The organism is Micromonospora sp. NPDC005197 (assembly GCF_040608295.1).
Lineage (GTDB): Bacteria > Actinomycetota > Actinomycetes > Mycobacteriales > Micromonosporaceae > Micromonospora.
In genome coordinates, this window is record NZ_JBEXHY010000002.1 from 92,477 (window position 1) to 105,960 (window position 13,484).

At 72.1% G+C, this 13,484-nt stretch carries 17 protein-coding genes; 15 read left to right on the top strand and 2 right to left on the bottom strand.

The features are described 5' to 3' along the window. Positions 1-2: 2 nt before the first annotated feature. Positions 3-695, bottom strand: coding sequence for a hypothetical protein (locus ABZU46_RS01490; protein WP_354854143.1), 693 nt, complete (start codon positions 693-695; stop codon positions 3-5). A gap of 213 nt (positions 696-908) precedes the next feature. Between ABZU46_RS01490 and eno the strand changes: the two genes are divergently transcribed. From eno to ABZU46_RS01515, 5 genes are all read left to right on the top strand, one after another. Next, positions 909-2,192 carry a phosphopyruvate hydratase gene (gene eno, locus ABZU46_RS01495; protein ID WP_354854145.1) on the top strand — a complete coding sequence of 428 codons (1,284 nt, stop codon included), beginning with the start codon at positions 909-911 and terminating at the stop codon, positions 2,190-2,192. 78 nt (positions 2,193-2,270) lie between these two features. Beyond that, complete coding sequence (locus ABZU46_RS01500; protein WP_354854147.1) at positions 2,271-2,909, top strand: septum formation initiator family protein; 639 nt, start codon at positions 2,271-2,273, stop codon at positions 2,907-2,909. A 34-nt stretch (positions 2,910-2,943) separates the two neighbouring features. Continuing rightward, positions 2,944-3,501 (top strand): DUF501 domain-containing protein, encoded by a 558-nt coding sequence (locus tag ABZU46_RS01505; RefSeq protein WP_354854148.1) that lies wholly within the window; start codon positions 2,944-2,946, stop codon positions 3,499-3,501. After that, a complete protein-coding gene (locus ABZU46_RS01510) occupies positions 3,498-4,019 on the top strand; it encodes an amino-acid N-acetyltransferase (protein WP_234584104.1) in 522 nt (173 codons plus the stop codon). The genes ABZU46_RS01505 and ABZU46_RS01510 overlap by 4 nt, the downstream gene beginning before the upstream one ends. Before the next feature lie 35 nt (positions 4,020-4,054). Then, positions 4,055-4,996: a Ppx/GppA phosphatase family protein gene (locus tag ABZU46_RS01515; protein WP_354854150.1), complete on the top strand. Its 942-nt coding sequence runs from the start codon at positions 4,055-4,057 to the stop codon at positions 4,994-4,996. Positions 4,997-5,138: 142 nt separating this feature from the next. Here ABZU46_RS01515 and ABZU46_RS01520 read toward each other — a convergent pair whose 3' ends face one another. Then, on the bottom strand, positions 5,139-5,333 hold the full coding sequence (locus ABZU46_RS01520; RefSeq protein ID WP_354854151.1) for a DNA-binding protein: 195 nt from the start codon (positions 5,331-5,333) through the stop codon (positions 5,139-5,141). Between the two features lie 99 nt (positions 5,334-5,432). Here ABZU46_RS01520 and ABZU46_RS01525 point away from each other — a divergent pair, with 99 nt between their 5' ends. The 10 genes from ABZU46_RS01525 (at position 5,433) to ABZU46_RS01570 (ending at position 13,466) form a co-directional block, all read left to right on the top strand. After that, positions 5,433-5,798: a hypothetical protein gene (locus ABZU46_RS01525; RefSeq protein WP_354854153.1), complete on the top strand. Its 366-nt coding sequence runs from the start codon at positions 5,433-5,435 to the stop codon at positions 5,796-5,798. Positions 5,799-5,948: 150 nt separating this feature from the next. Next, positions 5,949-6,281 (top strand): PadR family transcriptional regulator, encoded by a 333-nt coding sequence (locus tag ABZU46_RS01530; RefSeq protein ID WP_007455685.1) that lies wholly within the window; start codon positions 5,949-5,951, stop codon positions 6,279-6,281. After that, positions 6,278-7,291, top strand: a complete 1,014-nt coding sequence (locus ABZU46_RS01535; protein ID WP_354854154.1) for a hypothetical protein — start codon at positions 6,278-6,280, stop codon at positions 7,289-7,291. The genes ABZU46_RS01530 and ABZU46_RS01535 overlap by 4 nt, the downstream gene beginning before the upstream one ends. A 130-nt stretch (positions 7,292-7,421) precedes the next feature. Continuing rightward, positions 7,422-7,931, top strand: a complete 510-nt coding sequence (locus ABZU46_RS01540) for a hypothetical protein (RefSeq protein ID WP_354854156.1) — start codon at positions 7,422-7,424, stop codon at positions 7,929-7,931. Positions 7,932-8,157: 226 nt separating this feature from the next. Beyond that, positions 8,158-8,844 carry a dienelactone hydrolase family protein gene (locus tag ABZU46_RS01545; RefSeq protein WP_354854158.1) on the top strand — a complete coding sequence of 229 codons (687 nt, stop codon included), beginning with the start codon at positions 8,158-8,160 and terminating at the stop codon, positions 8,842-8,844. Beyond that, positions 8,837-9,577, top strand: a complete 741-nt coding sequence (locus ABZU46_RS01550) for a uracil-DNA glycosylase (RefSeq protein ID WP_354854160.1) — start codon at positions 8,837-8,839, stop codon at positions 9,575-9,577. The genes ABZU46_RS01545 and ABZU46_RS01550 overlap by 8 nt, the downstream gene beginning before the upstream one ends. A 92-nt stretch (positions 9,578-9,669) precedes the next feature. Further along, the gene (locus ABZU46_RS01555; protein ID WP_354854306.1) at positions 9,670-10,407 is read left to right on the top strand and encodes a DUF4129 domain-containing protein; all 738 of its coding nucleotides are present in this window, start codon (positions 9,670-9,672) and stop codon (positions 10,405-10,407) included. A 22-nt stretch (positions 10,408-10,429) separates the two neighbouring features. Next, positions 10,430-11,017, top strand: coding sequence for a hypothetical protein (locus tag ABZU46_RS01560; protein ID WP_354854161.1), 588 nt, complete (start codon positions 10,430-10,432; stop codon positions 11,015-11,017). Next, positions 11,017-12,024, top strand: a complete 1,008-nt coding sequence (locus ABZU46_RS01565) for a MoxR family ATPase (RefSeq protein WP_354854163.1) — start codon at positions 11,017-11,019, stop codon at positions 12,022-12,024. The genes ABZU46_RS01560 and ABZU46_RS01565 overlap by 1 nt, the downstream gene beginning before the upstream one ends. After that, positions 12,024-13,466 (top strand): DUF58 domain-containing protein, encoded by a 1,443-nt coding sequence (locus ABZU46_RS01570; protein WP_354854165.1) that lies wholly within the window; start codon positions 12,024-12,026, stop codon positions 13,464-13,466. Before ABZU46_RS01565 ends, ABZU46_RS01570 begins: the two co-directional genes overlap by 1 nt. The last annotated feature ends 18 nt before the right edge of the window (positions 13,467-13,484 follow it).

Consider the following 13,484-nt stretch of genomic DNA (forward strand, 5'->3'; position numbering starts at 1 on the left):
GGTCAGGAGCCGCCCGGCCGACGGTCCACCACGCCTGCTCCGGCGGGCGGGTCGAACGCGTTCGTCTCCACCGTCTCGGAGTAACTGGTCAACGCCAGCTCCATCGGTTTGCCGTCGACCGCGCCGAGGAAGCTGCCGAGCACGCCCTCGGTGGTCACGCAGGCGCTGAAGTCGCCGTCCGAGCGCTGCACCTCGACGCACGCGGCGTGATGCCCGGCGACTGTGGTGTCGCTCTGCTTGATCACCGCCTGCGGGTCGAGTGCGGCGGCGGTCAGCAGCCCGACCACCACCGGCGGGGTGACGAGACCCTGCCGGTTCGCCTCGGTGAAGAGCGCCACGGTGGGCTTGGTGCCCGGGGTGGGTGGCGCCACGAGCGTGCACGCCATCCGACCGCCGGTCGACGCGCAGCGGGTGACGGCGTCCGGCGTGACGGTGAGCCGCCCACCCGGGTAGGTGTACGCGGAGCGGGCCGGATCCTGCGCCTGCACGATCGCGGCGCTCTGGCCGCCGGGCAGTTGGTAGTCGGCCGAGTAGGTCAACTCCAGCGCCCGGTCGAGGCGGGCGGCGAGGTCGTTGACGAGATCCGAGCGACCCATGGCGGTGCCGGCGTCCTCGTATGTCTGACAGCCGGTGACCGTGAGCGACGCGATGACCGACACGGCGAGCATGCGGAGGGTGGTCGAGGCGGCGGGCATGACGACCAGCCTGGTGGATCAAGTCGGCGCAGCGCAAACCCGTTGCCGGTTGACGCCCGGAAATCCGGGAATGTCCGTCAGTGCGGGGCGACTCGGGTGCGCGGGCGACGCCGTGCCCGATCCCGCCGCCCGATACGCTGCGTTCAACACCTGCCTCAGCCGCACCGTCGCGGCCCACCCACGGACCGGATCACAACAACGAGGAGCGACTCAGTGGCAACCATCGAGGGAATCGTCGCCCGGGAGATTCTCGACTCGCGGGGCAACCCGACGGTCGAGGTCGAGGTCGGCCTGGACGACGGCACGGTGGCCCGCGCCGCAGTGCCCTCCGGCGCCTCCACCGGCGCGTTCGAGGCGATCGAGCTGCGCGACGGTGACGCCGACCGTTACCAGGGCAAGGGCGTGGAGAAGGCGGTCTCCAACGTCGAGGACAAGATCGTCGACCAGATCATCGGGTACGAGGCCAGCGAGCAGCGGCTCATCGACCAGAAGATGCTCGACATCGACGGCACCGACAGCAAGTCGGAGCTGGGCGCGAACGCCATCCTCGGGGTCTCCCTGGCGGTGGCGAAGGCGGCTGCCGGCAGCGCCGAGCTGAGCCTCTTCCGCTACCTGGGCGGCCCGAACGCGCACCTGCTGCCGGTGCCGATGATGAACATCCTCAACGGTGGCGCGCACGCCGACTCCAACGTCGACATCCAGGAGTTCATGGTCGCGCCGATCGGTGCGCCCACCTTCCGCGAGGCGCTGCGCTCGGGCGCGGAGGTCTACCACGCGCTGAAGTCGGTGCTGAAGAAGAAGGGCCTGTCGACCGGGCTCGGTGACGAGGGTGGTTTCGCGCCGAACCTGCCCACCAACGCGGCAGCCCTGGACCTGATCGCCGAGGCGGTCGAGAAGGCCGGTTACCGGCTCGGCACCGACATCGTGTTCGCCCTCGACGTGGCGGCCACGGAGTTCTTCGACAACGGCACCTACACCTTCGAGGGCGCCGCGAAGTCCGCCGAGGAGATGAGCACCTACTACACCAAGCTCGCCGACGCGTACCCGATCGTGTCGATCGAGGACCCGCTGGCGGAGGACGACTGGACGGGCTGGCAGACGCTGACCGCGTCGATCGGCGACCGGGTGCAGATCGTCGGCGACGACCTGTTCGTGACCAACCCGCAGCGCATCGCCCGCGGCATCGCGGAGAAGGCGGCCAACGCCGTCCTCGTCAAGGTCAACCAGATCGGTTCGCTGACCGAGACCCTGGACGCGGTGGACCTGGCCCACCGGGCCGGCTTCAAGTGCATGATGAGCCACCGCTCCGGCGAGACCGAGGACACCACCATCGCCGACCTGGCGGTGGCGACGGGCTGCGGCCAGATCAAGACCGGCGCGCCGGCCCGCTCGGACCGGGTCGCGAAGTACAACCAGCTGCTCCGGATCGAGGAGGAGCTGGCCGACGCGGCGCGCTACGCGGGCGCCGGCGCGTTCCCGCGCTACCGTTCGGCCTGAGACGTGGTCGGGAAGCCCCACCGCGGGGCTTCCCGGCAATCTCTGTAACGCATGGAGCCTCGGGGGAGGGGTGTGACGATGCAGCGCCGCACACCGGGTGGTCAACGTCCCGCCCGTCGACCGGGTCAGTCCGGCCGGCCGGGTGCCGGCCGGGCCACCCGTGGGTCGCTCCGGGACGCCGGCGTACGAGCCGAACCGCGCGGCGCCGCCGGTCGGGCGCCGGGCGCGGTCCGGGGCGCCGAGGGCGTGCGCTCGGCGAACCGTCCGGCCGCCGCTCGGCGTACCGCCTCGGGCGGCGCCGTGAAGCGGCTCGCCGCACCCCATCCCCGTCGCTTCACCGGCCGGGCCACCGTGCTGTGCGCGGTGCTGATCGCGCTCGCCCTCGCGTACACCTATCCCGTGCGCGTCTACCTGGACCAGCAGGCCGACATCGAGCGGATGGAGGCCGCCCAGGCGGCGCAGGAGGCCGAGATCGCCAAGCTCGCCGCCGAGGCCGCGAAGTGGAAGGACGACGAGTACATCACGACGCAGGTTCGGGAGCGGTTCTTCATGGGCCGGCCGGGCGAGAAGATGATGGTGGTGCTGAACGACCCGGAGGGCGCGGCCCGCGACGCCGGGAAGTCGCCCGGCTCGGGCGCCCCGGCCGGTCCGACGACCTGGTACGACACGCTCTGGTCGAGTGTGCGGGCGGCGGACAGCCAGCAGCCGGGCAAGTGAACCACCGACCAGCACACCAGGAGAGACGAGCACCGTGACTGTCGCACCACCGCCGGAGTCGGCGGCGGATTCCGTACCCCTGCCGCAGCGGGAGCCGGCCACCGAGGCCGACCTGGCCGCGGTGGCGGCGCAGCTCGGCCGGACGCCCCGGGGCACCCGGGCGGTGGCCCACCGCTGCCCGTGCGGCCTGCCCGACGTGGTGGAGACGACGCCCCGCCTCGCCGACGGCACCCCGTTCCCGACGCTGTACTACCTGACCTGCCCCCGGGCCACCGCGGCGTGCAGCCGGTTGGAGTCGGCCGGGCTGATGCGGGAGATGGCCGACCGGCTGACGACGGATCCGGAGCTGGCCGCCCACTACCGGGCCGCGCACGAGGACTACCTGGCCCGCCGGGAGGCGATCGGCGAGGTGCCGGAGATCGCGGGCATCTCCGCCGGTGGGATGCCGGGCCGGGTGAAGTGCCTGCACGTGCACCTGGGCCACGCCCTGGGCGCCGGCCCCGGCGTGAACCCGTTCGGTGACGAGACGTTGGCGCTGGTCGAGCCCTGGTGGGCGAGCGGCCCGTGCGTCGACGTGCCCTCGACCGAATGACAGCGCAGGCCGAGGGGCAGATCCTGGTGCGGCGGGCCCGCACCGGGGACGTACGGGGCATCCGCCGCTTGGTCGACACGTACACCGACGACCGGCGGCTGCTGAGCAAGGCCACCGTCACCCTCTACGAGGACGTGCAGGAGTTCCGGGTGGCGGTCCGGCCCGACGACGGCGTCGTGGTGGGCTGCGGAGCGCTGCACGTGATGTGGGAGGACCTGGCCGAGATCCGCACGGTGGCCGTCGACCCGTCCTGCCGTGGCCAGCGGATCGGGCACCGGCTGGTGGGTGAGCTGATCGACGCGGCCCGGGAGCTGGGCGTCGCGCGGATCTTCGTACTGACCTTCGAGACCCGGTTCTTCGGCTCGTTCGGGTTCCGGGAGATCGACGGCGCTCCGGTGCCGCAGCCGGTCTACGAGCAGCTGCTGCGCTCGTACGACGAGGGTGTCGCGGAGTTCCTGGACCTGGAGCGGGTCAAGCCGAACACGCTGGGCAACACCCGGATGCTGCTGCGCCTGTAGATTCCGCCGGGGGCTGGCTGTCGTAGGGTTGCGGAGTGACGACGCGTGTTGCGGCCATCGACTGCGGGACCAACTCGATCCGACTGCTGGTCGCCGACCTGCCCGAGAAGTCGGCCGGGCCGCAGGCCCCGCTGACCGACGTGACCCGGCGGATGGAAATCGTCCGGCTCGGGCAGGGCGTGGACCGGACGGGGCGGCTGGCGCCGGAGGCGATCGAGCGGACGCGGGTGGCGCTGGCGTCGTACGCCGCCGACATCGAGAAGTTGGGCGCCCAGCGGGTGCGGATGTGCGCCACCTCGGCCTCCCGGGACGCTTCGAACGCGGCCGATTTCACCGAGATGGTGCGGGCCACCCTCGGGGTCGAGCCCGAGGTGGTCAGCGGCGACGAGGAGGCCCGGCTGTCGTTCACCGGTGCGGTGCGCGGCCTGCCCGCCGACGCGTTGGAGCCGTTCCTGGTGGTCGACATCGGCGGTGGCTCCACCGAGTTCGTGGTCGGTGACCGGGCGGCCGGCGTGCGGTCGGCGATCTCCGTGGACATCGGCTGCGTCCGGATGACCGAGCGGCACCTGGCGGGCGACCCGCCGACGGCCGAGCAGATCGCCGCCGCGCAGGCCGACATCGCCGCCGTCGTGGACCGGGCGCTCGCGGCGGTGCCCGGCCGCGAGGCGGCCACCCTGGTCGGCCTCGCCGGTTCGGTCACCACAGTGGTCGCCATCGCTCAGGGCCTGCGGGAGTACGACCCGGAGCGCATCCACCACGCCCGGGTGTCGTACGAGGCGGTGGCCCAGGTGACCGAGGATCTGCTTTCGCGGACCAGCGCGCAGCGGCTGGAGATTCCGGTGATGCACCCGGGCCGGGCCGACGTGATCGCGGCGGGCGCGCTCGTGCTCCGCGTGATCATGGAGCGGGCCGGAATGCCCTCGGTGGTCGCCTCGGAGCACGACATCCTCGACGGCATCGCCTGGAGCCTCCAGTAGGCCACCCGCGTCCTTGATCGACTCCGCATCGCCGATATCGCGGTATCCGGGACACTTGGACACCCCGATATCGGCGATCTCGTGTTGATCTAAGCGCTTGGCGTCGCCTTCAGGCAGTAAGCGGCCTGAGTAGGGCCGTTCTTCAGTCTTCGTCGTCCAGATTAGGGCGGTGCACGCGGATCCAAGCCTCGATGTCCTCGGTGCGCCAGATTCGCCCCGTGGCCAACGCTTCATACGGCTCCGGCCAGTCGGGACGCTTCATGAGCTGCTCCACGCGCTGCCTGCTGACGCCCAGCCGCATGCGAATCTCGTATGCACCCATGAGATTCCGGCCCATTCCTTGGAGGCTAGACATGCCCCTACTAGTCAAGGCCCTAGTTGGGCAACACCCTACTAGGGCCTTGACTAGGGGCTACGGTGCGATCACCCTTAAGTAATGGCAGCATCCAACGTTTCCCCAGTTCACGACCGCCAGCGTCGGGCGATGCGCCCACATCTGCCGATGCGACCTCTGTGGCTGTGCCGGGTGTGCGCCGCCGCCTGGCCATGTCAGCCGGCGCGGCTGTTGTTGACCATGGAGTACCGACGTGACCGGGTCGGCCTGAGCATCTACATGGCTGGCCTGTTGTTTGAGGCCACCGCAGATCTGATCAAGCTCAATCCGAACCCGGCGCCATCCCCGGCCGACCTGTTCGCCAGGTTCGTGGGCTGGACCGCCAGGGGGTCCGAGTCCGCCCCGACCACCCTGGGCGTTGTGCCGACTGATCCCGCAGGCCGGGATGGACCCCCGCTGTCTCGGTGATCGACTCAATGTCGGCGATATTGCGGTGTCCCGTCGGGCGGATGCCCCCACATCGCCGACCTGGAGTGGATCAAGCGCCCGGGTCCCGCTCGGCGCGGCGAGGGCCGGAATCGTTGACGCTACCTCGCATTGCGCACTAGTGTGCAATGCGTGGACACCACACAGTTGTTGAAGGGCGTGCTCGATCTGGCCGTCCTGGCCGTCCTTCGGGAGGAGGACGGCTACGGTTACGACATCCTGCGCCGGCTCCGCGAGGCCGGCCTGGAGGAGATCGGCGACGCCTCGGTCTACGGCACGCTGCGCCGTCTCTTCGCCGCCGGCCTGCTCACCACGTACGTCGTGCCGAGCGAAACCGGCCCGCACCGTAAGTACTACTCACTCAACGCCGCCGGGCGTGACCAGTTGACCCGCTCCGGCAAGCTCTGGCGCTCGTTCGCCACCACAATGGACACTCTGCTCGACGATCGGGGGCTGGCGGCATGACCGTCACGGAGCAGGAGATCACCGACTACGTGGCGCGGGTCCGGGCCGCTCTGGCCGACCTGCCGCCCGACCGGCTCAACGAGCTGACCGAGGATCTCGCCGACCATCTCACCGAGGTCGCCGCCGAGGCCGAGGGCACCCTCGTCGAGCGGCTGGGTGAGCCGGAGACGTACGCCGCCGAGCTGCGCGCCGCTGCCGGCGTCGGCGCGGGCGGTGGGCGCAACCTCGACCAGCGGGTCGCCACCGCCGTGGTCCGGCTCCGCGGCCGGCTGCGCGCGATCGACACCCGGCTCGGCCCACCCCTGGGGTACGCGACAGCCAGCGATTTCCTCCGTCTGCTGCGCCCGGGCTGGTGGGTAGCGCGCGGCTATCTGGCGGCGATGCTGGTCACCGTGATCACCACGGGTGGGAGTTTCGGTCTGCTGCCCCGGTTCGGTGGGGAGCTGCTGGCCGGCCTGATCATGCTCGTCGGTTTCGTGCTCGCCTCGATCTGGCTCGGTCGCCGATCCGGTCAGTTGAGCCGCTGGCCACGGTCCGCCTTGCAGGTCGGCAGCGCGGTGCTTGTGGTGTTCGCGCTCTCGGCCCTGATGCAGGCCGAGAACCGGATGCGCTACGGCGACTACGGCTACGACCCGACGTCTGTCGACAACCCGTACGACCGGATCAGGGACGTCTTCGTCTACGACAGCGAGGGTCGGCTGGTGGAGAACGCCCGGCTCTTCGACGAGAACGGCAACCCGATCCGGCTCGGCTATCCGGACTGCGCCGACCCGGCCGCGGCCTACGGCAATCCGCTGCTGCGGGCCTACCCGTACTGCCCGGACCAGGCGCCCTTCGGGCCGCGAGGCCCGGGCATGCCCGGCCGGCCGACGAGCGGGCCGCAGCCGACCGGCACGTCGACGCCGAGCGAGACCCCGGCGGTTCCGACCCCTGCGCCGAGCACGGCGAGCCCGAGCGTGACGCCGAGTGCCACACCGAGTGGCGACCCGACCCCGACCGCGACGAGCTGACGGGCGATGTGAACCAGATCATGCACACGATGCTGGGAAATAGCTGAACGGACGAGGCGAGCGGGACGACGCCGGAAATCAATGATCGTTACGGTGTCGTCTGCTCATCCACCCCTCGGAAGGAACCCCCGTGTCAGAGCAGGTCGCACCGCCCCCCGCGTCCGACGCCGCACCGCAGCAGCCGGCCGTCGAGACGCCCGCCCAGCCGGCCGTCGAGACGCCGCCCCCGGCCGAGCCGGAGGAGGCGAAGAAGTCCGGTGGGAAGAAGGCGCTCGGCATCATCGGCGCGATCGTCGTGTTTCTCGTCGTCGCCGGCCTGAAGTTCGGTCTCGGCGCGGCGATCGGCAACTTCCTGAACAAGGACGAGACGGCCGACGCCAAGGCCGGCGACTGCATCGCCGAGCTGCCCGAGATCAAGGGCGACAAGGAGGAGGAGGTCGACGGCGCCAAGGTCGTCGAGTGCACCTCCACCGACGCCGCGTACAGCGTGGTCGGCCGGATCGACGGGCAGACCGAAGCCCAGGCCAAGGCCGAGACCACCTGCAACGAGTTCTTCAAGGAAGACCAGGAGGGGTACGTCTTCTACAGCATCGAGTCGGGCAAGAAGGGCTACGTGCTCTGCCTGACCAAGAAGGCCTGACCGAAAAGGCCTGACCGAAAAGGTCAGACCGAGCTGAGAGACCGATGACGGCGGTGGGGGAGCGTTCCCCGCCGCCGTCGGCATACCCCCGGTCACCGCGCGGCGAACAGGAGGTGAATGCCACTGTTCCGGCGTCTTCCCGGCGGAGGCGCGGCATGGCAGGCTACCGGCACGTAGGACCACTGGGCGACCAGCCAACGATGACTGACCGCTAGGAGGACGGCCGATGGGCGACATGGTGAGCTACCGCAGCAACGGGGGTACGAGCGAGGGGTATCTCGCGATACCCGCCAGCGGCACGGCCAGCCCCGCCGTCATCGTCATCCAGGAGCGGTGGGGTCTAGTCCCGCACATCCGGTCGGTCGCGGACCGGTTCGCCGAGGCCGGCTTCGTCGCCCTCGCCCCGGACTTCTACCACGGTGAGACCACCAGCGAGCCGGACGAAGCGCAGCGTCTGCTGCTGGCGATGCGGATGGACGAGGCGGCGAAGGACATCGCCAGCGCCGCCGACTACCTCGCGGGGCGGCCGGAGGTAACCGGCAAGGTCGGCGCCGTCGGCTTCTGCGCCGGTGGCAGCCTCGCCCTCTGGTCGGCGACCCTCTCCGAGCGGATCGTCGCCACCGCCGGCTTCTATCCCGTGCTGCCCTGGGAGTCGATGCGCCCCGACTGGGTCGACTACGCCGGCAAGACGGCCGTCATCCACTGCTCCGAAGAGGACGGCACCTCGGCCGCTGAGGGTGTGCAGACCGCACGCCGGGCCATCGAGGAGGCCGGCGGCACCTGCCAGCTCTACGACTACCCGGGCACCTCGCACTCGTTCTTCAACGACGACCGGCCGGAGGCGTTCGACCAGCGTTCCGCCGCCAGCGCCTGGGCCCGCACCCTCGAACTCTTCCGGGCCAAGCTTGGCTGAGCCGCGTACGCCCGACCAGGTCGTCGCCCGCGCCGCGCGGGCGACGGACCTGGCCGACCTCGACGCGGCGGTCAGTGACTGTTTCGCCTGTCCACGGCTGGTCCGGTGGCGGGAGGAGGTGGCCCGCACCCGACGGGCCGCCTTCCGCGACCAGGAGTACTGGGGTCGACCGGTGCCGGGCTTCGGCCCCGCCGACGCGCGGATCGCCATCCTCGGGCTCGCGCCCGCCGCGCACGGTGGCAACCGCACCGGCCGGATCTTCACCGGCGATCGCTCGGGCGACGTGCTCTTCGCGGCCCTGCACCGGGCCGGGCTGGCGAACCAGCCGACCAGTGTCGCCGCCGACGACGGGCTGGCGCTGTGCGACACCCGCATCTTCTCGGCCGTCCGCTGCGCCCCGCCGGACAACAAACCAACCCCGGACGAGCGGGACACCTGCGCGCCCTGGCTGCACCGCGAGGTCACGCTGATCCGGCCCACCCTGCGCGTCGTGGTCGCGCTGGGCGCGTTCGCCTGGGCCGCGTGGTGGCCTGTGCTGCGCCAGGTGTACGGGCAGCGCCCGCCCAGCCCGCGACCGGCGTTCGGCCATGGGGCACACTGGTCCGGCGCGGCCGTGCCGGAGTTGCTCGGTTGCTACCACGTCAGCCAGCAGAACACCTTCACCGGGCGGCTGACACCGGGGATGTTGGACGATGTCTTCGGCCGGGCCAAGCAGCTGGCCGAAGTGGACTGAGAACGCGTGGGGTGGTGGCGATGACGAACGGAACGCGCCCGCCCACGCCGTCCCCGGTCGCCGGGTCGGGTGTGGTCCGCCCGGTGCTCGGTCTGCTGCGCCGGTGGTGGCCGGTGGGTGCGGTGGCGGCGCTGCTCGCGGCCGCCGCACTGGCCTCGGCGCACTCGTCGATCGGCGCCAGTCAGATCCCGCCGGCCGCGGAGAACGTCCCCTGGGTGCCCGAGTACCCGACGGATACGCCGTCGCCGCCGCCGTCGATCCCGGTCGAGCCGAGGGACGCCGGCGAGGCCACCCAGGCGCACATCCCGCAGTGGATCGCCACCGTGGCGATGGTTCTGCTCGGGCTGGCCATCCTCGCGGTGCTGGGTTATCTCAGCTGGCTCCTGCTCCGTGGCGCGCTGCGCCGCACCTCGCGGGCGCTGCCGGCGCAGCGGGCTCGGCGTACGGCCGAGGGCACCGCCCGCGAGGTGGCCGCCGCCCTGGACGCCGGCCTGGTGGAGCTGGACGACCAGGCCACCGATCCCCGCGTCGCGGTGATCGCCTGCTGGGTACGCCTCGAGGAGGCCGCCGCCGCGGCCGGTGTGCCCCGGCATCCCGGCGACACCCCGACCGACCTGGTCACCCGGCTGCTGCGGGGTGACCCGTCGACCGGGGTCCCGGCGATCGTCAGCGCCGACGTGCTGGCCGAGTTCGCGCACGTCTACCGCGAGGCCCGGTACGCCACGCGTGAGGTCGACGAGGGCACCCGCGACCAGGCCCGCGCCGCGCTGCGGCGGCTACGCGGTGAACTCACCATCGTGACGACTGGCGCTTCCGAGGTGCCGTCGTGAACGGGCTGGGGACGGTGCGACGGTGAGCGGCAGTGCCAGCATCGACGACCTGCTCACCTTCGAGGAGGAGCGGCCGAGGCAGGCCGAGCGTGAGCGGGGTGGCCGGGCCGGACGCGTCTTGCGGGCCCTGGCCGGCAACGCCGCCCTGGTCGCCGTGCTGGTCGTCGGTTTCCGGGCGGTCGGTCTGCAGGTGTCGCTGGTGATCCTGGTGGCCGGTGTGTTCGCGGTGTCCGGGGTGCGCCGGGTCGCTGCCGCGCTCGCGCCACCACCGGCGGCGAGGTCCCGTCCTCCGCGTCATCAGTACGACGACGACGGCACCTGGAACTGGGGTGCCCGGGACGCGCTGCGCGCCGCCATCAACGGCTGGGAACTCCCGCTGGACTGGTCCACGACGCGACCCGAACGCTTCACCGGGGTCATCCTGCCCCGGCTCGCGGAACTGGCCGACGAACGGCTGCGCCTCAAGCACTCGGTGACCCGTGAGTCGGATCCGGCCCGTGCCCGTGCCCTGCTGGGCGATCGGTTGTGGACGTTCCTGGAATCCCCGCCCCGCCGCCCCCCGTCGCCGCGCGATCTCGCGGTGATCGTCGCCGAACTGGAGAACATCTGATGAACGACGTGGACCGGAGCATGCCCGCCGCCGAGGTCGGTCGCCTGGCCCGGGCCGTCCTGGACGCGGTCGGCACCGTCGTGGTCGGCAAGCGGGACGCGTTGGAGCTGGTCCTCGCCGGGATCCTGGCCGGTGGGCACGTGCTCCTGGAGGACCTGCCCGGTCTGGGCAAGACGCTCACCGCGCGCTCCTTCGCCCAGGCGCTCGGGTTGGACTTCCGCCGGCTCCAGTTCACCCCGGACCTGCTCCCCGCCGACGTCACCGGCTCCTTCCTCTACGACCAGCGCAACGGCGACTTCACCTTCCGCGCCGGGCCGGTCTTCACCAACCTGCTCCTCGCCGACGAGATCAACCGGACGCCGCCGAAGACCCAGTCCGCGCTGCTGGAGGCGATGCAGGAGAAGCAGGTCTCGGTGGAGGGCGTGACGTACAAGCTGGACGAGCCGTTCCACGTGCTGGCCACCGCAAACCCGATCGAGTACGAGGGGACCTACCCGCTGCCCGAGGCGCAGCTGGACCGGTTCCTGCTGCGGGTCTCCTTCGGCTATCCGGAGCACGAGGAGGAGTGGGAGGTGCTGCGCCGTCGGATGGGCCGCCGCCGCGAGGAGGCGGACATCAAACCGGTCGTCGACGCCGCCACCCTGCGGGCGATGCAGGCCGCCCTGGAGGACGTGGTGGTGGAGGACTCCATCGGCCGGTACATCGTGTCGCTGACCGCGGCCACCCGGGAACATCCGTCGGTGCTGGTCGGCGCCTCGCCGCGTGGCTCGTTGGCGCTGCTGCTGCTGGCCCGGGTGCGCGCGGTGTTCGGCGGCCGGGACTACGTGGTGCCGGAGGACGTCAAGGAAGTGGCGGCGCCCGCCCTGGCCCACCGGATCACCCTGCGCCCGGAGATGTGGCTGCGCCGCGTCGACCCGGCCTTCGTGGTGGGTGAGGTGTTGGAGGCCACGCCCGCCCCGGCCAGCGGTGCGCTGCCCAGCTACGCCGCCGGCGGGCTCCGGCGCTGATGACCGGCCCGACCGCGCCCGCGCCGCGATCCACCGAGCCGGAGTCGGCCGCCGGCTGGGCGCCCACCCCGGCGCTCGGCCGCGCGGTGCTGCTCGCCGGCCTGTTGCTGGTGGCGGGGGTCCTGCTGGGGCGGGTCGATCTCGTCGTGCTGGCGGCCCCGTTCGCGCTGGGCACCGCGTACGCGCTGCGCCGCCGGCCCACGACGCTGCCGCAGGTCTGGATCACCGCCGGGGACGACGGACCGCTCGTCGAGGGTGGCGAGGTGTCGGCCGCCGTCAGTGTCGGCAACCCGGACGCGGTCGACTACGACCTCGTGGTGGTGCGGTCCCGGGTCTCGCCGTGGTTGCGGATCATCCGGGCCGGTTTCGCCGGCACCGGCCCGGCCGACGACGCCCCGCCCGCCGACGCCCCGCCCGCTGCTGGCGCGTCCGCCCGCACCGGCCGCTCCGTCGCCGATCGGCCGTTCGTGACCTCAGTGCCCGCCGCCGCGGCGGTGGACCTCGAGTTGGCCGGCCGGGCTCTGCGCTGGGGCCGGCACCCGGTCGGTCCGGCCGGCGCGCGGGTCGCCACGGCGGGTGGCCTGCTGGTCTCCCGAGCGGTGTTCACCGAGCCGGTCGGGGTGCGGGTCTATCCGCGCACCGAACCGTTCGAGGCGGTGGAGGCGATGCCCCGCGCCGCCGGCCTGGTCGGCGCGCACCACTCCCGCCGGCCCGGTGAGGGCGGCGAGCTGGCCGGCGTACGGATCTTCGCCCCCGGCGACCGGCTCCGCCGCGTCGACTGGCGGGTGTCGCTGCGCGCCCGGCAGTTGCACGTGGCGGCCACCCTCTCCGACCGGGACGCCGAGGTGGTGGTGCTGCTCGACGTGCTCGCCGAGGCGGGGCGCTCCGGCGGCGTGGACGGCTCCGCCTCGGTGCTGGACACCACAGTGCGGGCCACCGCGGCGATCGCCGAGCACTACCTGCACCGGGGCGACCGGGTGTCGCTTGTGGAGTACGGGCCGGGGGCCCGCCGGTTGCGCGCGGCCGCCGGCCGCCGGCAGTACCTGACCGTCCTGGAGTGGCTGCTCGACGTGCGCGCCGAAGCCTCCCAGCACGAGCCGTACGACCAGGTCTTCGGCCCGCAGCAGCTCTCCTCGGACGCGTTGGTGGTGGTCCTCACCCCGCTGCTGGACGAGCGTTCGGCGCAGATGCTGGCGCGGCTGGCCCGCGCCGGTCGGTTCGTGGTGGCGGTCGACACGCTGCCGGCCAACCTGACGCCGCCGAAGGATCGGGGTTGGGCCGAGGTGGCGTACCGCCTGTGGCGGCTGGACCGGGAAACCATGATCGGGCAGCTCCGGGAGCACGGCGTGCCCATCGTGCGCTGGGCCGGCGCGGGCAGCCTGGACCAGGTGCTGCGGGACGTGGCGCGGCTGGCGACGGCCCCAAGGGTCGGTTCCCGGTGAGGATCGAGGGTGTGGGCA

Bases quoted from the DNA above. Each gene is read 5' to 3' on its own strand.
- ABZU46_RS01490 (WP_354854143.1), bottom strand. From the start codon at position 695: ATGCCCGCCGCCTCGACCACCCTCCGCATGCTCGCCGTGTCGGTCATC.
- ABZU46_RS01500 (WP_354854147.1), top strand. From the start codon at position 2,271: ATGCAGCGCCGCACACCGGGTGGTCAACGTCCCGCCCGTCGACCGGGT.
- ABZU46_RS01510 (WP_234584104.1), top strand. From the start codon at position 3,498: ATGACAGCGCAGGCCGAGGGGCAGATCCTGGTGCGGCGGGCCCGCACC.
- ABZU46_RS01520 (WP_354854151.1), bottom strand. From the start codon at position 5,333: ATGGGCCGGAATCTCATGGGTGCATACGAGATTCGCATGCGGCTGGGC.
- ABZU46_RS01525 (WP_354854153.1), top strand. From the start codon at position 5,433: ATGGCAGCATCCAACGTTTCCCCAGTTCACGACCGCCAGCGTCGGGCG.
- ABZU46_RS01535 (WP_354854154.1), top strand. From the start codon at position 6,278: ATGACCGTCACGGAGCAGGAGATCACCGACTACGTGGCGCGGGTCCGG.
- ABZU46_RS01545 (WP_354854158.1), top strand. From the start codon at position 8,158: ATGGGCGACATGGTGAGCTACCGCAGCAACGGGGGTACGAGCGAGGGG.
- ABZU46_RS01565 (WP_354854163.1), top strand. From the start codon at position 11,017: ATGAACGACGTGGACCGGAGCATGCCCGCCGCCGAGGTCGGTCGCCTG.
- ABZU46_RS01570 (WP_354854165.1), top strand. From the start codon at position 12,024: ATGACCGGCCCGACCGCGCCCGCGCCGCGATCCACCGAGCCGGAGTCG.